This window comes from Streptomyces sp. NPDC001985, from assembly GCF_040296845.1.
Taxonomy (GTDB): Bacteria; Actinomycetota; Actinomycetes; order Streptomycetales; family Streptomycetaceae; genus Streptomyces.
On the sequence record NZ_JBEOYB010000069.1, the window covers coordinates 18274 to 39084 of the forward strand.

General features: G+C 73.6%; 22 protein-coding genes and 1 pseudogene. 10 read left to right on the forward strand and 13 right to left on the reverse strand.

The features are described 5' to 3' along the window. Positions 1-26 precede the first annotated feature (26 nt). The 3 genes from ABT122_RS26385 to ABT122_RS26395 all read right to left on the reverse strand — a co-directional run bounded on the left by ABT122_RS26385 (position 27) and on the right by ABT122_RS26395 (position 2929). On the reverse strand, positions 27-1007 hold the full coding sequence (locus tag ABT122_RS26385; protein ID WP_351557162.1) for a BadF/BadG/BcrA/BcrD ATPase family protein: 981 nt from the start codon (positions 1005-1007) through the stop codon (positions 27-29). Beyond that, complete coding sequence (locus tag ABT122_RS26390; protein WP_451068939.1) at positions 1004-1666, reverse strand: uracil-DNA glycosylase; 663 nt, start codon at positions 1664-1666, stop codon at positions 1004-1006. The genes ABT122_RS26385 and ABT122_RS26390 overlap by 4 nt, the downstream gene beginning before the upstream one ends. Positions 1667-1837: 171 nt before the next feature. Beyond that, the gene (locus ABT122_RS26395; RefSeq protein ID WP_351557168.1) at positions 1838-2929 is read right to left on the reverse strand and encodes an NADH:flavin oxidoreductase/NADH oxidase; all 1092 of its coding nucleotides are present in this window, start codon (positions 2927-2929) and stop codon (positions 1838-1840) included. Between the two features lie 249 nt (positions 2930-3178). Here ABT122_RS26395 and ABT122_RS26400 point away from each other — a divergent pair, with 249 nt between their 5' ends. Continuing rightward, complete coding sequence (locus ABT122_RS26400; protein WP_451068941.1) at positions 3179-3577, forward strand: ArsR/SmtB family transcription factor; 399 nt, start codon at positions 3179-3181, stop codon at positions 3575-3577. Between the two features lie 16 nt (positions 3578-3593). Here the strand turns inward: ABT122_RS26400 and ABT122_RS26405 are convergent, their stop codons facing one another. Beyond that, complete coding sequence (locus ABT122_RS26405) at positions 3594-4943, reverse strand: FAD-dependent oxidoreductase (protein WP_351557173.1); 1350 nt, start codon at positions 4941-4943, stop codon at positions 3594-3596. 140 nt (positions 4944-5083) lie between these two features. Here ABT122_RS26405 and ABT122_RS26410 point away from each other — a divergent pair, with 140 nt between their 5' ends. Further along, the gene (locus ABT122_RS26410) at positions 5084-5755 is read left to right on the forward strand and encodes a DUF6214 family protein (protein WP_351557176.1); all 672 of its coding nucleotides are present in this window, start codon (positions 5084-5086) and stop codon (positions 5753-5755) included. A gap of 30 nt (positions 5756-5785) precedes the next feature. Here the strand turns inward: ABT122_RS26410 and ABT122_RS26415 are convergent, their stop codons facing one another. Further along, positions 5786-6484: a DUF305 domain-containing protein gene (locus ABT122_RS26415; protein ID WP_351557179.1), complete on the reverse strand. Its 699-nt coding sequence runs from the start codon at positions 6482-6484 to the stop codon at positions 5786-5788. A gap of 187 nt (positions 6485-6671) precedes the next feature. Here ABT122_RS26415 and ABT122_RS26420 point away from each other — a divergent pair, with 187 nt between their 5' ends. Beyond that, positions 6672-8174, forward strand: a complete 1503-nt coding sequence (locus ABT122_RS26420; RefSeq protein ID WP_351557182.1) for an LVIVD repeat-containing protein — start codon at positions 6672-6674, stop codon at positions 8172-8174. A gap of 24 nt (positions 8175-8198) precedes the next feature. Here the strand turns inward: ABT122_RS26420 and ABT122_RS26425 are convergent, their stop codons facing one another. The 6 genes from ABT122_RS26425 to ABT122_RS26450 all read right to left on the reverse strand — a co-directional run bounded on the left by ABT122_RS26425 (position 8199) and on the right by ABT122_RS26450 (position 12668). Next, positions 8199-8819, reverse strand: coding sequence for a TetR/AcrR family transcriptional regulator (locus ABT122_RS26425; protein ID WP_351557185.1), 621 nt, complete (start codon positions 8817-8819; stop codon positions 8199-8201). Between the two features lie 136 nt (positions 8820-8955). Further along, positions 8956-9648: an HAD family hydrolase gene (locus tag ABT122_RS26430; protein ID WP_351557188.1), complete on the reverse strand. Its 693-nt coding sequence runs from the start codon at positions 9646-9648 to the stop codon at positions 8956-8958. Between the two features lie 19 nt (positions 9649-9667). Continuing rightward, positions 9668-10357: a phosphatase PAP2 family protein gene (locus ABT122_RS26435; protein ID WP_351557191.1), complete on the reverse strand. Its 690-nt coding sequence runs from the start codon at positions 10355-10357 to the stop codon at positions 9668-9670. A 106-nt stretch (positions 10358-10463) separates the two neighbouring features. Beyond that, a complete protein-coding gene (locus tag ABT122_RS26440; RefSeq protein ID WP_351557194.1) occupies positions 10464-11399 on the reverse strand; it encodes a M56 family metallopeptidase in 936 nt (311 codons plus the stop codon). A 151-nt stretch (positions 11400-11550) separates the two neighbouring features. Next, entirely contained in the window at positions 11551-12123 is a 573-nt protein-coding gene (locus ABT122_RS26445) for a DUF5134 domain-containing protein (RefSeq protein ID WP_351557224.1), read from the reverse strand. A 152-nt stretch (positions 12124-12275) separates the two neighbouring features. After that, on the reverse strand, positions 12276-12668 hold the full coding sequence (locus ABT122_RS26450; RefSeq protein WP_351557197.1) for a VOC family protein: 393 nt from the start codon (positions 12666-12668) through the stop codon (positions 12276-12278). Between the two features lie 606 nt (positions 12669-13274). Between ABT122_RS26450 and ABT122_RS26455 the strand changes: the two genes are divergently transcribed. Further along, complete coding sequence (locus ABT122_RS26455; protein WP_351557200.1) at positions 13275-13826, forward strand: GNAT family N-acetyltransferase; 552 nt, start codon at positions 13275-13277, stop codon at positions 13824-13826. Positions 13827-13874: 48 nt separating this feature from the next. Here ABT122_RS26455 and ABT122_RS26460 read toward each other — a convergent pair whose 3' ends face one another. After that, positions 13875-14558, reverse strand: a complete 684-nt coding sequence (locus ABT122_RS26460; RefSeq protein WP_351557203.1) for a glycerophosphodiester phosphodiesterase — start codon at positions 14556-14558, stop codon at positions 13875-13877. Positions 14559-14978: 420 nt separating this feature from the next. Here ABT122_RS26460 and ABT122_RS26465 point away from each other — a divergent pair, with 420 nt between their 5' ends. The 4 genes from ABT122_RS26465 (at position 14979) to ABT122_RS26480 (ending at position 18906) form a co-directional block, all read left to right on the forward strand. Continuing rightward, complete coding sequence (locus ABT122_RS26465) at positions 14979-16394, forward strand: DUF6421 family protein (RefSeq protein WP_351557206.1); 1416 nt, start codon at positions 14979-14981, stop codon at positions 16392-16394. A gap of 26 nt (positions 16395-16420) precedes the next feature. Continuing rightward, positions 16421-17173 carry an SDR family NAD(P)-dependent oxidoreductase gene (locus tag ABT122_RS26470; RefSeq protein ID WP_351557226.1) on the forward strand — a complete coding sequence of 251 codons (753 nt, stop codon included), beginning with the start codon at positions 16421-16423 and terminating at the stop codon, positions 17171-17173. Beyond that, on the forward strand, positions 17152-18240 hold the full coding sequence (locus ABT122_RS26475; protein WP_351557209.1) for a threonine aldolase family protein: 1089 nt from the start codon (positions 17152-17154) through the stop codon (positions 18238-18240). The genes ABT122_RS26470 and ABT122_RS26475 overlap by 22 nt, the downstream gene beginning before the upstream one ends. 87 nt (positions 18241-18327) lie before the next feature. Then, positions 18328-18906, forward strand: a complete 579-nt coding sequence (locus tag ABT122_RS26480) for a transglutaminase domain-containing protein (RefSeq protein WP_351557212.1) — start codon at positions 18328-18330, stop codon at positions 18904-18906. Between the two features lie 95 nt (positions 18907-19001). Here the strand turns inward: ABT122_RS26480 and ABT122_RS26485 are convergent, their stop codons facing one another. Continuing rightward, positions 19002-19724: a lysophospholipid acyltransferase family protein gene (locus tag ABT122_RS26485; RefSeq protein ID WP_351557215.1), complete on the reverse strand. Its 723-nt coding sequence runs from the start codon at positions 19722-19724 to the stop codon at positions 19002-19004. 261 nt (positions 19725-19985) lie between these two features. Here ABT122_RS26485 and ABT122_RS26490 point away from each other — a divergent pair, with 261 nt between their 5' ends. Together ABT122_RS26490 and ABT122_RS26495 are read left to right on the forward strand one after the other, a co-directional pair. Then, positions 19986-20492, forward strand: a complete 507-nt coding sequence (locus ABT122_RS26490; RefSeq protein WP_351557218.1) for a flavin reductase family protein — start codon at positions 19986-19988, stop codon at positions 20490-20492. Positions 20493-20729: 237 nt separating this feature from the next. Further along, a pseudogene (locus ABT122_RS26495) lies at positions 20730-20811 on the forward strand (electron transfer flavoprotein subunit beta); the annotation flags it as partial.

Here is a 20811-nt window from a genome sequence, read left to right on the forward strand (position 1 = left end):
TATCGTGTGTCTGGGTACCCTGCGTCTCATCTGCCCCGCTCTGCCGGTACATGAAGCAGCGTCGGGTGGAGCGGCAGCCGCAGCGAACCCGTCGCGAGCGCGCCCGCCAGCAGCAGCGACCCGGCGAGCGGATCGCCGGCGGCGGGCACCGTCCGGGCGCCGGGCAGCCGCGCGGACAGCTCCTCCTCCAGGGGCGCGAGCAGGGGGGCGCCCATCTTGAACAGGCCCCCCGTCAGCGCGATGTCCAGCCCTCCGCCGGGCGGGCACACGGCCTCGGCCGCCTCGGCGATGTGACGGGCGGCCAGCGCGAGAACGGCGGCGGCCAGCCCGTCGCCCGCGGCGGCGCAGCGGGCGACCTCCGGCGCGAAGGAGGCCAGCACCGCCGGCCGGTCGGTGCGCGGATACACCGCCCCCGGCAGTCCGCCGGCCGGACCGAACGCCGCCTCGGCGGCCCTCAGCAGCGCGGCGGAGCCGCCGGACCGCCCGTCGTGGGCGCGCAGCGCGGCTTCGAGCCCGGCCCGGCCGATCCAGGCGCCGCCGCCGCAGTCGCCCAGCAGATGCCCCCAGCCGTCCGCCCGCCGCCAGCCCGTCAGATCCGTTCCCAGCGCGACCATGCCGGTGCCCGCGGCCACCACCGCGCCGGGGCGCTGCCCGAGCGCCCCGGCGTACGCCGTGACCGCGTCCGTCGCGAGCGCGAGCCGCCGCACCCCCAGGGACGCGGCGAGCGCTCCCGGCAGTTCGGCGCGCAGCCGGTCGCCGAGGGTCGCCATCCCGGCCGCCCCGATCGCCACCGCGGCGACCGGCCCGCCCCCGGCCGCCGCCAGCAGCTCCCGCGCCATCGGCACCAGTTGCTCCAGCAGATGCCCGGCGTCGATGCCGTCGCTCCCGGTGCGCACGGGCTCCCCGGAACTCAGGGTCCCGGCGCGCCCGGTGCCCGCGGCGCCGGCGAGACCGATCCGCAGCCCCGAGCCCCCGGAGTCCACCCCGAGGACCCAGGAGCCGGTCACGGCAGCCGCCACTCGACCGGCTGGGCCCCCTGACGCGCGAGGAGTTCATTGGTCCGGCTGAAGGGCCGCGAGCCGAAGAAGCCGCGGTCCGCCGACATGGGGGAGGGGTGCGCGGACTCGATCGCCGGCAGCTCGCCGAGCAGCGGGCGCAGATTGCGGGCGTCGCGCCCCCACAGCACCGACACCAGGGGGGTGCCCCGGGCGACCAGCGCCCGGATGGCCTGTTCGGTCACCTCCTCCCAGCCCTTGCCCCGGTGCGCCGCGGGTTTCCGGGGAGCCGTGGTGAGCGCTCGGTTGAGCAGCAGCACTCCCTGCCGGGTCCAGGGGGTCAGATCGCCGTTGGACGGCCGGGGGTGGCCCAGGTCCGTGTGCATCTCGCGGAAGATGTTGTCCAGGCTGCCCGGCACCGGCCGCACCTCGGGCGCCACCGAGAAGCTCAGGCCCACGGCGTGCCCCGGGGTGGGATAGGGGTCCTGACCGACGATCAGGACCCGCACATCCGCGAACGGCTGCTGAAAGGCGCGCAGTACGTGCGCCCCGGCCGGCAGATAGGTCCGCCCCGCCGCGATCTCCGCGCGCAGGAAGTCCCCCATCGCGGCGATACGGTCGGCCACCGGCTCCAGGGCGTCGGCCCAGCCCGGCTCGATAATTTCCTTCAAAGGTCGTCGCGCTGTCACAGTGCGTCACTCTACTGGGGTAATGAGGGTGTCCCGCACGGCCTCTCCCCTCCGTCCGCCGCGGCCCGCCCGGGGCCGCGCGCCCGGGGCTCCGCCGTCCCGGGCGCGCGCCGGTCCGCCCTCGGCCCCGGACAGCGCCCCGGGCGCGGGCCCTCAGCGCGAGCGGAGCAGGGAGCGCAGGTACTGCGGGGGCACCGGGACCTCCGCGCCCAGCGCTTCGGCCGCCTGCCGCGCCCAGGAGGGGTTGCGCAGCAGCTCCCGCCCGAGCAGCACCGCGTCCGCCTCGCCATTGGCGAGGATCTTCGCCGCCTGCCCTGCCTCCGTGATCAGGCCGACCGCCGCGACCGCGAGCCCCGTCTCCGCCCGCACCCGCGCCGCGAACGGCACCTGGTAGCCGGGGCCGGCGGGAATCCGCACCCGGGGCGCGTTGCCGCCGCTGGAGACATCGAGGAGGTCCACGCCGTGCTCCCGGAGCAGCGCGGCGAGGCGCACGGTGTCGTCGGCCGTCCAGCCGGCGCCCTCCAGCCAGTCGGTGGCCGATACGCGGAAGAACAGCGGCAGCTCGTCGGGCCAGACCGCGCGGACCGCGTCCACCACCTCCAGCGCGAACCTGACCCGGTTCTCGAAGGAGCCGCCGTACCGGTCCTCGCGGTGGTTGCTGTGCGGGGAGAGGAACTCGCCGATGAGATAGCCGTGCGCGCCGTGGATCTCGGCCACCCGGAAGCCCGCCTCCAGCGCGCGCCGGGCGGCGCGGGCGAACTGCTGCACGACCAGGGCGATCTGATCGACGGTCAGCTCGGTCGGCACCGGATGCCCCTCGTCGAACGGGACCGGGCTGGGGCCGACCGGCTGCCAGCCGTGCTCCCCGGGGCCCACCGGGGCCCCGCCCTGCCACGGCAGGCCGGTGGACGCCTTGCGTCCCGCGTGGGCCAGCTGGATTCCGGGGACGGCCCCCTGGCCGGCGAGGAAGCCGGCGATCCGGCGGAACGCGGCGGTCTGGGTGTCGTTCCAGAGTCCGAGGTCCGCCGGGCTGATCCGGCCCTCCGGGGCGACCGCGGTCGCCTCGACCAGGATCAGGCCGGTGCCGCCGGTGGCCCGGGCCGCGTAGTGGGCGAGGTGCCAGTCGCCGGGCGCACCGGTGTCCGGGCCGGTCACCGGTGCGGAGTACTGGCACATCGGCGCCATCCAGACGCGGTTCGGGATGGTCAGCGACCGCAGGGTGAAGGGCTCGAACAGTGTGCTCACGGCAGGCTCCTCGGGATGGCATGGTGAAGCGGCCGGGCCGGGCCTGATGGCGCGGCGGCCGATTCGTACGATACGCATCGTAGTACGGATTCCCTCAAACTACGAGCGCTCTCGTACTATTGGACGGGCGGCACCCCGGGACCCGCCGGAACCGCCCGGACCGACGCACCGGAACCGCCCGGACCGACGCGCCGGGACCCCCACGCGCCGGCGCGACCCGCCGGCGCACCGCACCGCACCGGCCGGCCGATGACCCGGCCGGCGCACCGACTCACCCACGAAAGAGGAGCCGCAGTGGACACCGCGACAAGCCCCCGTGAACTCGCCCACCCCGAGCGCGGGGACATCCGGCTGGAGGCCGTGCTGCACGCCCTCTCCGACCCCATGCGCCTGATCGTGGTCCACACTCTCGCCTCGGGCCCGGACCCGCTCTCCTGTTCGTACTTCGACCTGCCGGTGACCAAGTCGACCAGCACCCACCACTTCCGCGTCCTGCGGGAGAGCGGAGTGATCCGGCAGATCTACCAGGGCACATCGAAGATGAACGAACTGCGCCGCGACGATCTGGACGCGCTCTTCCCCGGGCTGCTCGACAGTGTCCTGACGGCGCTCGCGCGGCAGGCCGCCGCCGGCGGCCACCGCCGCTGACGCCGCCGCGCCGTTCTCAGGACTCCGCCGCCGCCAGCAGCCCCGCCCAGTCGGGGATCTTCACCGACCGGCGGCCCAGCGCGCTCCCGAGTGCCGTCTCCGCCGCCACGATCGCCTCCCACCCCGGCCAGCCCACCGGCCGCTGACCGGCGGCGGTCAGCGCCGCCAGCGGGTCCGCCGCCACCCGCCGGGCGGTGAGCGCCGCCGCGTCGTCGAGGAGGGAGGCCACGGTCTCCTTGGCGCACGGCCGGTTGGTGCCGATCACCCCGGTCGGGCCCCGCTTGATCCAGCCCGCGACGTACTCCCCGGGCGACGGCACGCCCTCGCGCAGCACCCGCCCGGCCGCGTGCGGAACCGTGCCCCGCTCGGAGTCGAAGGGCAGCCCCGGCAGCGGCGTTCCCCGGTAGCCGACGGCCCGCAGCACCAGTCCCGCACCGATGTCCTCGTACGCCCCGGTGCCCCGCACCCCTCCCGCGCCGTCGGGCACGGTCCGTTCGAACCGTACGCCCGCCACCCGGCCGTCCCGCTCCAGCAGCTCCACCGGCCGCAGGAAGAAGCGCAGCCGGACACACCGCCCGCGCCCCTCGGCGGGCCGCTCCGCCCAGCCCCGCACGACCTCGATGTTCCTTCTGGCCGCCGCCGGCAGGGCCGCCGCCGCCGTCCCGTCGGCGTACGCCGGGTCCAGGGCCAGTTCCGCGGGGTCGACCAGGAGATCCGCCGCCGGCAGCGAGCCCAGCTCCCGCAGCTCCTTCGTGGTGAACCTGGCCTGCGAGGGGCCGCGCCGGGCCACCATGTGGACCTCGCGCACCCCGCTGAGCGCGAGGGCGCCCAGGGCGCCCTCGGGCACATCGGTCGGGCGCAGCTCCGCCGCCTCCCGGGCGAGCACCCGGGCCACATCGACCGCCACATTGCCCGCGCCGATCACCACGGCCGAGCGCGCGGCCAGCCCGAATCCGCGCTCCGCCGCGTCCGGATGGGCGCTGTACCAGGAGACGAAGTCGGTGGCCGAGTGGCTGCCGGGCAGCTCCTCGCCGGGGATGCCGAGTCTGCGGTCCCGGGCGGCGCCCACGCAGTACACCACCGCGTGGTAGAGGCCCAGCAGCTCCGCGGGGCCGGGGCCGGACCCGCCGATCTCGACATGGCCGACGAAGTCGATCCGGTCGTGCTCCAGCACCGCGCGGAGACTGTTCTGGAGGGACTTGATCTTCTCGTGGTCGGGCGCCACCCCGTAGCGGACCAGTCCGTACGGGCAGGGGAGCCGGTCCAGGACATGCACCCGGACATCGGGGACCCGGTTCTGGAGGACGAGGTCCTGAGCGGTGTAGACCCCGCTGGGGCCCGCCCCGACGACGGCGACGCGAAGCACGGCGCACTCCTTCCCGCGGGAGGTCTCCAGCATCCCACCGGAGAGCGGGCCTGGGGAGTGATGGGCGGCGACGGCCGGGGGCCGTCCGAGCTGAGCTGACAGGGTGCCTTGCGGCGCACCTCATGCGTGCCGCCGCACATATGCATGACTTGACTGGTTACGTGTTAATTGTGCAGGAAACGGGGTTTCTTAACACGAATGATCAGTACGATCCGGGTGAGTCGCTGCCCTCTCCGCCCGTCTGGGAGGTCCAGGGCCACGGGGCGGTCACCGTCACCGGGTCGGCCCTCCCCGCTCCGGGAGCCCCGCCCCCGTGGTTCGACGTCCGGCTGACCTTCGCCGACGGAGCGCGGTTCGATGTGGTCGCGGTGGTGACGGAGGGCCGGCTGGCGATCGAGGAGCTGCGGGCCGACCCGCCGCTGCCGCTGCCCGGCCTCGCGGTCCTCGCGGCCCGGATCGGGGAGCCGCTGGAGGACGCCTGCCGCACCGCCGCGGCACCGGGACCCGTATGGCAGGGGCCCGATCCCTTCGCGGCCACCGCACGGCCCGCCGCGCCCCCCGTGCCCGCTGCCGCCGAACCGGCCGGGCCGCCCAGCGCCTCCCGGCGCCGCGGACGGGGCCGCTCCACCGCGCCCCGGGGCAGGGCGGGCCGCCGCATCGCCGCCGACGCCTACCGGGCGGCGCAGCGCGAGGGCTCCGATCCCGTCCTCGCCGTGATGGGCGCGACCGGGCGCAGCCGCCGCCGATCCCTGCGGCTCATCGCCGGCGCCCGGGACGAGGGATATCTCGCTCCCCGCCACAACCGCCGCTGACCGCCCGCGCGCCCCGGTGCCCCTCCGGGGTCAGAGTCCGCGCATCCGGCCGATCTCGGTGGTCTGGCTCGCGATCACATCGCCCGCCATCTCCTCCACCCGGACGTTGTTCCCGTCGGCGAGCACCTCGGCCGCCATGGAGATCGCCCCTTCGTGGTGAGTGATCATCAGCTTCAGGAACAGCTCGTCGAAGGCCTTCCCCTCCGCCGCCCGCAACTGTGCGAGCTGTGCCCCGGTCGCCATCCCCGGCATGGAGCCGGCGTCGTGGCCCCCGCCGTGATCCCCGTGCCCGCCCTGCCCCCCGCCGTCCCCGGCCCGGCTCCCGCCCTCGCTCTCCAGCCACCCCTCCATGGCGGCGATCTCCGGTTCCTGGCCGGCCGAGATCCGTTCCGCCAGCGCCTCGACCCGGGGGGAGTGCACCCGCCCCGGCACCAGGCCGGTCATCGTCAGCGCCTGTCTGTGGTGCTCGATCATCCGGTGCGCGTACGCGAGGTCGGCCTCGTTGGGCGAATCGTCCGGCAGCTCCTTCCGCGCGTCCTCGGCGGAGAGCGTCCGCGCCGGCTCACCCGGCTTGCCGGGGACCACCACCGATGCCTCCGGGCCCTTCCCGGCCCCGGGCTCCGCGCCGCCGGAACCGGACTCGCAGGCCCCCAGGGCCAGTACGGCCACGGCGACCGCGGCCACGGCGGCCGGTCCGCGCGTCGCTGGGGTCCGTCGGCGGTTCGGCATGGCGGCCTCCTGTGCCACTGGGGGCGGTTGACGACTGTTCGGCATCCGTCCTAACACGGTTCCGGGGTCCGGTGATCAGAAACTTTCATTACGTCTCTGTTGCCAGTTGTTGAGATGTCCATGCAAGGGAAGATACTTCCGTGGTCCATCAACCGTTCGGCCATGAACGGAATCCAGGGAGGACGCAGTGACCCTGTCGCACATCCATCGCCCACGGCGGAGACGGCTGGGCGCGGCCACCGCCGCGGCCGGGCTCCTCGCCGCGCTGCTGACGGCCGGCCCCGCGCTGGCCACCCCCGACCCCGGGGACACCGCCGCCGGGAAGGGGGCCGTCTCCTCAGGTCAGGAGGCCGAGACCCGGGCCGCCATCGCGAGCGGTGAGATACCCGGCGTGGACGAGATCGTCCACAGCGCCAACGTCGAACACCTCGTCAACGTTCCCAAGGGCGCGCTCAAGAGCCTCAACACCGACATCTCCTTCCAGGGGAAGTACGCCTACGCGGGGAACTTCGAAGGCTTCACGATCTACGACATCAGCAACCCGAAGTCGCCGAAGACCGTCTCGGAGGTCCTCTGCCTCGGCAGTCAGAACGATGTCTCGGTAAGCGGCGACCTGCTCTTCCTCTCCACCGACTCCTCCCGCAGCGACAGCTCCTGCAACAGCACATCGCAGTCCGCCACGGTGAAGGACTCGTGGGAGGGCATCAAGGTCTTCGACATCAGCGACAAGCGCAACCCGAAGTACGTCGCCGCCGTCGAGACCGCCTGCGGATCGCACACCAACACCATCCTGCCCGAGCGCCGCGATGTGTACGTCTACGTCTCGTCGTACTCGCCGCACGCCTCGCTGCCCGACTGCCAGCCGCCGCACGACGGCATCTCCATCATCAAGGTGCCGCGCAAGGCCCCGGAGCGGGCCCGGGTCATCGACTTCCCGGTGCTCTTCCCCGACGGCGGCCACCCCGGCGACCCCGGCAACCCGGACATCTGGGCGACCACCGGCTGCCACGACATCACCGTGCTCCCCTCCAAGGACCTGGCCGCCGGCGCCTGCATGGGGGACGGCGTCCTCCTCTCCATCAAGAACCCGGAGCGCCCGAGGGTCATCGACCGCGTCCAGGACAACGAGAACTTCGCGTTCTGGCACTCGGCCACCTTCAACCAGAAGGCCAACAAGATCGTCTTCACCGACGAGCTGGGCGGCGGCGGCTCGGCCACCTGCAACGCCGAGATCGGGCCCAAGCGGGGTGCCAACGGCATCTACGACATCGTCGGCAAGGGCGACCAGCGCAAGCTGGTCTTCCGGAGCTACTTCAAGATCGACCGGCACCAGGCCCCCACCGAGGTCTGTGTCGCGCACAACGGCTCGCTCATCCCGGTGAAGGGCCGGGACCTGATGGTCCAGGCCTGGTACCAGGGCGGCATCTCCGTCTGGGAGTTCACCGACTCCGCCAGGCCGAAGGAGATCGGCTTCTTCGAGCGCGGCCCGGTCAACCCCAGCCGGGTCACCACGGCCGGACCGTGGTCGGCCTACTACTACAACGGCCATGTCTACTCCAACGACATGGCCAAGGGTCTCGACGTGCTGAAGATCAACGACAGGCGCACCGACCCGGCGAAGCGGGTGTGGCTGCCCGAGCTGAACGCACAGACCCAGCCCGACTACTTCGACCACGACCACGACGACTGAGCCGCTGTCAGCGGTGCTCCGCGCTCAGCGCGCGTTCCGCCGGGCGGGCCCCCCGCCCGGCGGAACGCCCAGCTCCCAGTCGAGTCCGTACCGCTGGAACAGCTCGGCCCGCAGCCGCGCCGGCTCCATCGGCGCCCCCGGCAGCACGATCGCGAAGACGGCCCCCATCAGCAGCGCCCGCAGCAGCGGATAGTCCGTATCGGGCCGGGGTGAGCCGTACCGCTCCACGGCACCCCGCAGCAGCGCCGCCAGCCGCTGCTGCTCGGGGCACTGCACGAAGCCCTCGGCCTGGAGCACCCCCGACATATGCGTCCGCATCAGCGTCGGACGGTCCACGGCGAGCCCCAGAACGGCGTCGATCGCCCGCGCCAGCAGTTCGTGCCCGTCCTCGGTGCGCGGCTCACGGCAGAGCGCCGCCTCCAGCGTGCGGTGCATCAGCCGGTGGACGGCCGACTGGAGCAACTGCCGTTTCCCCGGGAAGTAGTACGAGACCAGACCGCGCGCCGAACCCGCCCGATCGGCGATATCGGCCAGCGTCGTGGCCTCGTACCCCCGCTCGCCGACCAGCTCCACCGCGGCCTGGAGCAGCCGCTCCCGGGAACGCCGGCGCATCTCTTCATTGACCGATGGGCGCCGCGGGGACATGCTTGACTCCTGCGTTGACTGGCTCCGAGCCAATATACTCAGCGCGGTACGCCGCGAGGGCCTCAGGGCCTGGCCGGCGGGTCCGTCCCGGACCGGGCGACGCGGGGGATCGCCCGGCCCGAGGACGGCCGTCCTCTCAGCGGTGCTCCAGCACCGGCCGCAGCCCGCACGGCCGCTCGGCCACCGGCAGATGGTCCACCAGGCGGACCGCGCAGCCGAGTGCCGCCGCCCCGCCGTCCGCCTCCCGGTCGTCGCCCACCATCAGCGCGTCGCCCGGACGGACCCCCAGCGCCTCGCAGGCCGCCCGGAAGAGCCGTGCGTCGGGCTTCTGCACCCCGTGCTCGTACGACAGCACATACGCGTCCACCAGCTCGTCCAGCCCGTGCCGGCGGAACACCGGGCGCAGATCCCAGCCGATGTTGCTCACCACGGCGATCCCGGTGCCGCGCTCCCGCAGCTCGCGCAGCACCCCCGCCGCGTCCGGGTAGGGCTGCCAGGCGTCCGGGTGCGTATGGCGCTCGTACAGCGCCTCGTACAGGCCCGGGTCCGGCAGCTCCACCCGGCGGGCCAGCGCCGTGTACACGGCCCGGTGGCGCTCGGCGCTCTCGTCGCGCACGGCCCATCCGGCGGCCAGCTCCGGCGGCAGCTCCCTCGGCGAGGGGCCGCCCGGCAGCGCTCCGGCCGCCGCCAGTTGTTCCGCGTACCGGGTGAAATCGGCCTCGCTCACGGCGGTGCCGCGCGCTTCGAGGGTCGCGTGCAGCCACTCCCGCACGGACTCGACACGGAAGAGGGTCCCGGAGAAATCGAAGAGCACGCCTGTGATCGCCATGCCGTCGATCCTTCCCGGCTCAGCGCGAGCGGGACAAGACCGTCCGTCCGTACAGGGTGATCGCCAGGGTCACACAGCACGCCCCCATCAGCCAGCCGGCCAGCACATCCGTGGGCCAGTGGACCCCCAGATAGAGCCGGGTCAGCCCCACACCCAGGACCGAGACGGCCGCCGCCGCCACGCTCCACCACCAGCGCGGGCCGCTCCGCACCCCGCGCCGTGCCAGCACCCACAGCAGCAGCCCGCAGGCGACGGTCGCCGTCATCGCGTGACCGGACGGAAAGGCCGCGAAGTGCGCCGAGTCGACCGGGTCGGTCCACTGCGGGCGCTCCCGCCCCACCGCCCACTTGAGGACCTGCTGGAGCAGCGCGCTCAGGACGGCCGTGGCCGCGATCCACGCCGCGAACACCCGATCGCGCCGCCACCACAGCCACACCACGGCAGCCGCCATCAGCGCCCGCATGGTCCACGGGTCCCAGAACCAGTCGGTCAGCACCCGGTTGACCTGGACGAACCCGGGTTCGGTGACCGCGGAGCGGTGCAGCGCGCCGGCCACGGACCGGTCGAAGGAGAGCAGCGGCGACCAGCCGGCGGCGACCAGCGCCAGCAGCGCGGCGGAGAGGGCGGCCAGGATCGCGGTGGCCCGCGCCGGGGCGGAGGTCCGGCGGGACACCGGGGGAGCGGCGGGGGCCGGTCGGGGGGAGTGCATGGGGGGATCATTCCTGTCGCGTGGGGGATACGGGCATCCCGCGCGCCCCGCGCGCCGTCGCGGGCCCCGGTGCTCCGGGACCGCGCGGCGGGCCCGGGGCGGCGGGTCAGGCCAGGGCGCGGAGCGCGGGGACGAACGCCACCAGCAGGGGGACCACCGGCACCAGCGCCGCCGCCGCGGTCAGCCGGAGCCGGCGGGCCGGGGTGAGTCTGGGTGTCGCGGAGAGCAGCCGGTTGACGCGCTGGGGGAGGTCCCCCTCGGGGGCGGCGCACGGCCCGAAGACCCCGCGGTCCTCGTTGAGGCCCACCAGCGCCAGCGCGATCGTCAGCCGTCCGAACCGCTTGGACGCGACATCGTCGGCGGCCAGCTCCACCAGCCGGTGCATCTCGTCGCGGAACGCGGCGAAGACCGGGACCTGCGGAAAGCCGTTGGCCAGCGCGGCGGAGCAGTGCAGCAGCCAGTCGTGGCGGGCCCGGGCGTGCCCCTGCTCATGGGCGAGCACGGCATCGAGCTGGCGGCCCTTGAGCCGGTGCAGCGCGGCGGTGGTGATGACGAGCTGGGGCGCCGAGCCCGGCAGCCACCAGGCGTCGGGCCGCTCGCCCTCCAGCACCACCAGCCGCTCGCTGCCCGGCTGTTCGCCCGGCAGCAGGGGGGCGCGCACCAGCAGCTCCTCGCGCCGCTTCCGGCGCCGCGCCCGCGCGTGGCTGATCTCCCGGGTCAGCATCGCGGCGCTCCACAGGCCCCCGCAGGCCAGCAGGGTCGCCAGCGCAGCCGGCCACGGCTCGTCGGTGCCCAGCGCGTAGGCGTCCACCACGGCGCTGGGCGCCGGCGCGAAGACCTGGCCGCGCACCAGCTGCCAGGCCGCGGCGGCGCTGAAGGTCATGGAGAGCGCGAAGGACAGCAGGACGGCGGCCACCACGCACTGCCACACCCAGAGCGCCACGATCGGCTCGCGCTCGGACCAGTCGGCGCGCGACACCAGCCGCGGGGCCAGAACGGCGGCCAGTGCGCCGAGCGACAGCAGCACAAGGGAGACCAACATGTGATCAGCCTATGAGTGCGGGACGGGCCCGAGGTACGGGCACGCCCGGCAAGTGACGCACGCCACGTTTCCGGGTGGCCGGAAAGGGCGCGTGGGCGCGATTCCTCCGCCCGGCCGCCCGGCACCGGCCCGGAGCCGGGCGGCCCGGGGCTCAGAGGGTGAGGAGCATCGCCAGCATGGCGAGCCCCATGGACAGCCGGCAGGCACCGGCGAGACCGGGATCGCGCTCGCCGCCGGGCGGCGCGGCGGGCCGGGCGCCCCTGCCCGGCGGCGAGCCGCCCGCCGGGGCCAGCCGCACCCCGGCGCGCAGCACGTAGACCGCGTAGTACGCCAGCAGCGCGCCGGTCAGCGCGGGCACCCCCGCCGCCGGGTGCCCGCCGTGGTGGGCCGGTGCCGCGCCGGGCACCATCGCCAGCGCCATGTAGACCATCGCGAGCGAGCCGACCAGATGGTGCAGATGGTGGACGGGACCGGCGCGGGCGGCCCACAGAGCGGCGAGAGCCGCGCCGCCGAAGACCGCCGCGTACACCGGCCAGGCCCACCCGGGCGGCGCGAACGCGGCGGCGGGCACGGCCATGGCCGCCATCCCCAGCCCCATCAGCGCCTCGCCCCCCGCCGCCGCCCGGGCCGGGCCGGAGCAGCCGCGCATCCGGGCCAGACAGTACCCACCGGTCGTTCCGCAGAGCGCGACGAGCAGCCAGCCGGACAGCGCGGGTCCGTGCACGGAGACCCCCCAGGGCATCGACGGCGTCCGGAGGGTCGATGCCCGCCCCTCGCGGGGCACACGCGAGCGCACGGGAGTGCGCGGAGGTGCACGGGGGTGTCACGGGGAGCACACGGCGTTCATCGCTCCGTGCACGCCCCCCGGGCGCCGGGTCAGGGCCGGTAGCGCAGAGGGTGGTCGGCGGGCACCTCCACCACGGCGATCCGATGGCCGTCGGGGTCCGCGATCCACATCTCGATCAGCCCCCAGGGCCGCAGCGAGGGCGGCTCCAGCACCTCCACGCCCCGCGCCGCCAGCTCCTCGTGGACGGCGTCCGCGTCCTCGACCTGGAGCCACAGCTCCACGCCCGCCCCGGGGCCCCTCCCCTCGGCCCGCCCCGACAGCTCCAGGAAGCCGCCGCCCAGGAAGTAGACCGTGCCCCGCTCGCCGGGCCCGGTCCCGAACTCGCGGTGAACCGCCAGGCCGAGGGTCTGTCCGTAGAACCGCCTGGACCGCTCGGGGTCGACGGGGCGGATGATGATCCGGCTGCTCAGCACATGCACCATGGACGCACCCTAGGGTCTTCCGCCGGGACCTCGCCCCCGCACCGCACCACGGCCCCCCGCACCGCACCACGGCCCCCCGCACCGCACCACGGCCCCCCGCACCGCACCACGCCCCCTGTGCCCCGGCACCGGCCCCCTGTGCCCCGGCGGGCACGGGAGGCCCCCCACCGCGGTGGCCCCGTCCTCCGCCGCGCGACGCACGGCACCGGAGCCCGCGCCCCATCCCGGCGAAAGCCACCGGGACGCGCGCGCACGTCCCGACCGCCCCGCGGCGCCCCGGGCCGCGGGGGCCCTCGCCGCGTTGGAGGGCGATCCTCCGCCTCACGGCGCGTCCCCGCGGACCCCGGCGCCGGTGCGCCGCAGCCCCGCCCCTTCCACCGGGCGGACGATCCCACGGCCCGGACACGGCCCGCACACGGCCCGGGACCTTCCCCGGGATCAAGGGCGGCCCCCCCGGGGTCACCCGGCCGGCGACGCCTCCCGCGCGGACCCGGGGTCCCGCCGTATCCGGATCGGAGCGCCGGGCCCGGACCCCGTACCCTCGTGGCGTCCGCACCCGCACGTCCGCCGGACACACCCGACTACCTCCCCGGGGGAGAGCCGCCCATGGACACCGCACCGCACCCGCCCCGCGCCGGCGGCTCCCTCACCTTCCGGGAGGCCGCCGAGGCCGATGTGCCCGCCCTGTACGAGCTGATCCAGGCGGCCTACCGGGACGGCGCCGGGGGCTGGACCACCGAGGCCGCCCTCATCGGCGGCGGGCGGATCGGCGCGCCCCAGCTCCGCGAGATCATCGGCGCCGAGGGCGAACTGCTGATCGTCGCGGAGCGCGAGGGCGCCGTCGTCGGCTGCTGCCGGCTCGAACACCGGGGCGCGACGGCCCTCTTCGGTCTCTTCGCCGTCCACCCCCGCCTCCAGGCGGGCGGCCTCGGCCGGCGCATCCTCGCCGAGGCGGAGCGGCGCGCCCGCGAGACCTGGGGTGTCCGCGCGGTGCACATGACGGTGATCTCGCTCCGGGACGAGCTGATCGCCTGGTACGAGCGCCGGGGCTACCGCCGTACGGGAGAGCTGACCCCCTTCCCGTACGAGGAGGAGACCGCGAGCGAGCCGTTCCGCGACGACCTCACCTTCGAACTGCTGGTCAAGGAGGTGCGCTGACCCCCGGGGGGTCCCCGGCCGGGGAGCGGCGCCCGGGGAACCCGTCCGTCACGCCGTGAACCGGCCCGTGCGCCTGATCTCGGGGAAGTCGGTGGTCACCCCGTCGAGTTCGAGGGCGCGGGCGAGCCGCAGCTGCTCCTGGGTATTCACCACCCAGCCGATCACCTCGATCCCCTCCGCGTGCGCCCGCTCGACCACCTCCAGGGTCAGCCGGCGGATGTCCAGCGCCAGAGTGTCCGCGCGCACGGCGCGTGCGCGGTCCACGATGTCCGCGCCCCAGCGGCCGGCGATCAGCACTGTCCGCGCGCCGGGCACCAGCACGGCGATCTCCGCCACGGCCTCGTCGTGGAAGGACGACACGGTGACCCGGCCGGTCAGATCGCGGCGCAGCAGCACATCGGCGAGCGCCCGGGCGGCGGCCACGTCCTTGATCTCCGCCTGGAGCGGGGAGCGCACCGCGTCGACGACCTCCTCGAAGAGGGGCACCCGCTGCCCGTCACCCGCGTCCAGCTCCCGCAGCTCCGCGAGCGTCTTCTCGGCGATCGGGCCGGAGCCGTCGGTCGTCCGGTCGACCTCGGAGTCGTGCATGACGACCAGCGCGCCGTCCTTGCTGAGGTGCAGATCGAGTTCGATGGCGTCCATGCCGCAGCGTTCGGCCCGGACGAAGGAGCGCAGGGTGTTCTCGGGCTCGACGCCCATGACCCCGCGGTGACCGATGGTGAGGAAAGTCAAGTCTCTCTCGCTTCCGTCGACGGCGGCTCCCGTCCGGCGCGGTCCGAGGGCGCCGTCCGGCAAGGACGCAGCCTAATGGCCCGCCCCGGAGGGGCAACCGCTTCCGCCCGGCCGGTTCGGCGGCTTCAGGCCGCCGGTCCCGCGCCGTCCGCCGCGCCCCGCGCTCCGGTGGGCCGGGCGCCCGCCTCACCCGTGCGTGGGCGTGTCCGCCACCGGCTTGACGCACCGGCCGCCCGGCGGCGCCGGCACCGCGCGGGACGGCGCGGGAATGACGCAAGCCATCGCGGGTACGCTCCACGGCCGTAAACCTTCCGGCGGAAATGGGGGTGGCGCAGGATAATTTCTTTGAGGCCACTTGTCCTGAAGAACGCCCCATGGATACGGTGTCTTGACGCGAGGTTCTCCTGTGGAGGAAGTGACATGACGGAAATTCTTGTGCAGGACGCCGCCACCGCGGCCATATCCACCGACAGCCGGGTAGTCGAGCACCCGGCCTGGTCCCGGCTCAAGAGTGCCGTCGGCGAGATCCGGCCCTGGCAGTCCCCGGACGGCTCCATCGACTTCGAGGCCGAGGGCGCCCCCTCCCGCGCCGCCGCCGAGTCCGCCGTGGCCAGGGTCGCCGACGCCGTGGACGAGCTGTCGCCCCTGCTGCCGCACGACAGCGCGTACCACCGCGCTCTCGTCGCCGATCTGCGCAAGTGGGCCGATGGCGCCTTCGGCGTCCCCGACTTCCTGGACTCGCTGCTCGCCTTCCGCCCCGCCGCCGACCGCGCCCACGGCCGCCAGCACCTCGTCGTGTTCCCCATGTACACGCAGAACGGCAACCCGGACCGCAATCTGGAGGCCGTCGTCCTGCGCATGGTGTGGCCCGAGTGGCTCGCGGAGCTGGAGCGCACCCGCTACGACAACCCGCTCTTCCTCGGCATCACCTTCGAGGACTTCACCGCCGGGTACGACACCAACTCCGCGGTCCTCTTCCCCGAGACCATCGCCGTCCGCGAGGCCCCCGAGCGCTTCAGCTGGGGCGGCATCTTCTGCGACCGCGAGGCCGCCCGCTTCCGCGCCGTGACCAACGCCGCCGTGGACATCCTCGGGCTCGACCTGCCCGACGACATCCGGGAGATGGTGCGGGACCAGGAGCGCTGCCAGGAGGCCTTCGTCCTGTGGGACATGGTCCACGACCGCACCCACAGCCACGGCGACCTCCCCTTCGACCCCTTCATGATCAAGCAGCGCCAGCCGTTCTGGATGTACGGCCTGGAGGAGCTGCGCTGCGATCTGACCGCCTTCAAGGAGGCCGTCCTCCTGGAGGCCGACGGCGTCGCCCAGGCCCGCGACGTGCAGTACGCCGTCCTCTTCGACCGGATGTTCCGCTTCCCGGTCACCGGCGAGCGCGTCCGCAACTACGACGGCCTCGGCGGACAGCTCCTCTTCGCCTATCTCCACCAGCACGACGTGCTGCGCTGGACCGACAACACTCTCAAGATCGACTGGGAGCGGGCCCCCCAGGTCACCAACCAGCTCTGCGCGGAGATCGAGAAGCTCTACCGGGACGGTATCGACCGGCCCAAGCTCGTCCACTGGTTCGCCGCCTACGACCTGGTCGCGCGGTACCTCTCCCCGCACCCCGGCTCCCGCTGGGCCAAGGGCCCCGATGCCCTCGACCTGAGCCTGCCGCCCCGGAAACTCGTCGACGACGTGCTTCCGGACGAGTTTCCGCTCAGCATGTTCTATGAGGCGCTCTCCAAGAAGCTGAAGAAGGTGATCGCCGCCACGAAGGGGATCACCGCGGCGGGCCCGGCGGCAGCCGGCACCGCTTCCGGAGCAGCGGCGTGAGCACACGTACCAAGGAGGCGACGACCATGAAGAACTCAGGCGGTCCGCTGGAGGGCGCCGTGGTCGCGGTCGCCGGAGCGGCCGGACCCGCGGGGCGTGCGGCCCTGCTGCGGCTGGCCGAGGCCGGGGCGACCGTCGTCGGGGCCGACGCGGACCCCGAACGGCTGGCCTCGGCGGTCGACGCCGCCCGCTACGCGCACGGCGGCGCCACCGTCACCGGTGACACCGTCGATCTGCTCGACCTGGCCGCCACCCGCGAGTGGGCGGCCAGGACCGAGAAGGAGTTCGGCCGGATCGACGGACTGGTCCACCTCGTCGGCGGCTGGCGCGGCAGCTCCTCCTTCACCGCCACCGAGCCGGCCGACTGGGATCTGCTGGAGCGGCTGCTGATCCGCACCGTCCAGCACACCTCCCTCGCCTTCCACGACGGACTGCTCCGCAGCGACCGCGGACGCTATCTGCTGATCAGCGCCGCCGGCGCGGGCCGGCCCACCGCGGGCAACGCGGCCTACGCCGCCTCCAAGGCCGCGGCCGAGGCCTGGACGCTGGCGCTCGCCGACTCCTTCCGCAAGGCGGGGGGCGACGACGGCCCCGCGGCCGCTGCCGCGATCCTTGTGGTGAAGGCTCTGGTGCACGACGCCATGCGCGCCGAGCGCCCGAACGCGAAGTTCGCGGGCTTCACCGATGTCACCGAGCTGGCCGACGCCATCGCGGGCGTCTGGGACCGGTCCGCCGAGGAAGTGAATGGACAGCGCCTGTGGCTGACGCCCCAACCGTGAAGAGCACGACCACGGCGGCCCGCCGCCACCACGACCCCGAGGTGCGCGGGTTCGCCAGCGACAACTACGCGGGTGCCCACCCGGAGATCCTCGCGGCCCTCGCGCTCGCCAACGGCGGCCACCAGGTCGCCTACGGCGAGGACGCGTACACCGACCACCTCCAGCGGGTCATGCACAGCCACTTCGGCTCCACGGCCGAGGCGTTCCCGGTCTTCAACGGCACCGGCGCCAACGTCACCGCACTCCAGGCGCTGACCGACCGCTGGGGCGCGGTGATCTGCGCAGAGTCCGCGCACATCCATGTGGACGAGGGCGGCGCCCCGGAGCGGATGGGCGGGCTGAAGCTGCTCACCGTGCCGACCCCGGACGGCAAGCTCACCCCCGAGCTGATCGACCGCCAGGCCTGGGGCTGGGACGACGAGCACCGGGCCATGCCCCAGGTCGTGTCGATCACCCAGAACACCGAACTCGGGACGGTCTACACCCCCGCCGAGATCCGGGCCATCACCGAACACGCCCATGAGCGCGGTATGAAGGTCCATCTCGACGGCGCCCGGATATCCAACGCGGCGGCGTCCCTGAACGTCCCGATGCGGACCTTCACCAACGCGGTGGGCGTCGATGTCCTCACCTTCGGCGGCACCAAGAACGGCATGCTCTTCGGCGAGGCCGTCGTCGTCCTCAACCCGGACGCCGTCAGTCATATGAAGCATCTGCGCAAGCTGTCGATGCAGCTCGCCTCCAAGATGCGCTTTGTCTCGGTGCAGTTGGAGGCCCTGCTCGCCCGCGATCTGTGGCTGCGCAACGCCCGGCACTCCAATGCCATGGCCACCCGGCTCGCGGCGGGCGTACGGCAGATCGACGGGGTCGAGATCCTCTACCCCGTCCAGGCCAACGCGGTCTTCGCCCGGCTGCCCAACGCGGTGAGCGAGCGGCTCCAGCAGCGGTTCCGCTTCTACTTCTGGGACGAGGCCGCCGGCGATGTGCGGTGGATGTGCTCCTTCGACACCACCGAGGACGATGTGGACTCCTTCCTCCAGGCGCTGAAGGAGGAGATGGCCCGCTGACCGGCCCTCTCTCCCCATATGGTGCATGAATATACGGCCGACCGGAAAGTCATTGACTCCGGTCGGCCGTTTTTCTAGGGTCGCTACATGGAACTCCGCCAGCAGACCCCGGATCTCTCCGCCTATCTCGCCGCCGACGAGGCCATCGACCACGAGCACCCCCTGGTGCGCGAGACGGCCGCCCGCCTCCGGGACGGCAGCGGCGACGCCCACACGTACGCCCGGGCCGCCTTCGCGTTCGTTCGCGACACCATTCCGCACTCCCATGACGCCGATGACCCCCGCGTCACCTGGCGCGCCTCCGACGTGCTCCGGCTGCGCACCGGCATCTGCTACGCGAAGGCCCACGCCCTGGCCGCCCTGCTGCGGGCCGAGGGCATCCCCACCGCGCTCTGCTACCAGAGGCTGGACGTGATCCACGGGCTGATCGCCGTACGGCTGCCCGGGCGCGAGCGCTGGGACCGGCAGGACCCCCGGGGCAACAAGCCCGGGGTCGATGCGCGGTTCTCCCTCGACGGGGAGCGGCTGGCCTTCCCCGTCCGGCCGGGGTCGGATGAGAGGGACTATCCACTGCTGTACGCCGCACCGCATCCCGCGGTGCTCCACGTCCTCCGGGGCGCGGCCGACCGGGAGTCACTCTGGGCGCGACTCCCCACCGAACTGTGAGGCGCCCCGGCGCCCCGGCGCCCCGGCACCCCGGCATGCCGCGCACGTTCACCGTCTCCGACGGGGTGAGGGCGCCGGCGCGACCGCTCCCGGCCTCAGCTCGCGCCGCGGACCTCCGCGGCCGTCGGCGCCGTACCCCCGAGATGCGCGGGCACCCACCAGGTGTCCGACGCGTCCTTGGGGCGTACGGGGTAGGAGCGCTGAGCGGCCTCCAGCAGCTCCTGCACGCGCTCGCGCAGCCGCCGGGTGATCGCCCCCGCGTACTGGTCGGTGGGCGCGTCGACCGGCTCGCCCACCCGGATCGTCACCGGGATGTGGCTGCGCTTGAAATTGCGCGGACGGCCCTTGGTCCACAGCCGCTGGGTGCCCCACACCGCCATGGGGATCAGCGGCACCCCCGCGTCCTGCGCCAGCCGGGCGGCGCCCGACTTGAAGGACTTCAGCGTGAACGACTCCGAGATGGTCGCCTCCGGGAAGACCCCGACGATCTCCCCGGCGCGCAGCGCGTCCAGCGCCTGCTGATAGGCGGCCTCGCCCTGCTTGCGGTCCACCGGGATGTGCTTCATGCCGCGCATCAGCGGACCGGAGACCCGGTGGCGGAAGACGGAGTCCTTCGCCATGAAGCGCACCAGGCGCTTCTGGGGGAGGGCGGTGAGCCCGCAGAAGATGAAGTCCAGATAGCTGATGTGATTGCTGACCAGCACGGCGCCGCCCGTGCGCGGAATGTTCTCCGACCCCTGAGTGTCGATCTTCAGGTCCAGCGCCTTGAACAGGGTGAGAGCGGCACCGACGACCGGCCGATAGACAAACTCTGCCATCTGGGGAGGACCCTTCTGTCGTGCCCGGGGAGGGTTCGCCCGGTGTAAGTTACGCAGCCGTAGGTTTTCGGCACTGGGGCAGATCGTGCCCCATGTGCGCCGCTCTGACCAGTCCTGGAGCCGGTGACGGGGGAGATTCTCGTCACGTCGTACATTTCTGGTCCTCGGCGAGGGCAGTCAGCACTTGACTGCACCTGCCACATATCGAAAGCCTGACGCCGTGTCCGCTGAATCTCCGCTGCTCCGGCAGGGTGCCACGCCATGACGGCCTCGCCCGAACCCGGCATTCATCCGCCCGCCTCTCCCGAGCTGCTCCGCTCCGTCTTCCGCCGCCACGCGGCGGGCGTCGCGGTGATCACCGCCCGGGGCGAGATGCCCGCCGGATTCACCGCCACCTCGCTCACCTCCGTCTCCGCCGACCCCCCGATGGTCTCCTTCGGGGTCGCCTCCACGTCCGTCAGCGGGGGGATCGTCGCCCGGTCGGCCCATGTCGGAGTGCACATACTCGGCGAACACCAGGCCGAGCTGGCCGCCACCTTCGCCCGCCGGGGCGCCGACCGCTTCGGCCCGCCCACCCGTTGGCGCGTCGGGCCGGAGGGGGTTCCGCTCCTCGGCGGCGTGCTGGCGTGGATGGTCTGCCGGGTGGTCTCCCGCGTCCCGGCCGGCGACCACAGTCTGGTCGTCGCCGAGGCGGTCACCGGGACGCTGTCGTCGCCGGGCCGGCCGCTCCTCTACCACCAGGGCCGTTTCAACGCGTTGCGGGACTGAGGAGTGCCCTGACGGGGTAGTCCGATCCGGTGTCGGCGGGGTCGGCAACGTCACAGTTCTCCGGCCCTGGCGGCAGGGTAGGTTGAAGTCGTACTGGTGAGTAATATTCCGTTCGGAACACCGGTTGTCCGACCGGAAATCCCCGCCTTCCGGCTCCTGTGCCGTCTGGCGGGCAGGCCCCTCGGCCCTCGGCGCGGGGGACCCACAGTGATGACCATTGCTAGGAGGAGAGCCGGCGTGAGCTTGAGGATCGTTGTCTGTGTGAAGTATGTGCCCGATGCCTCGGGTGACCGTGGCTTCGCCGGGGATCTGACGGTGG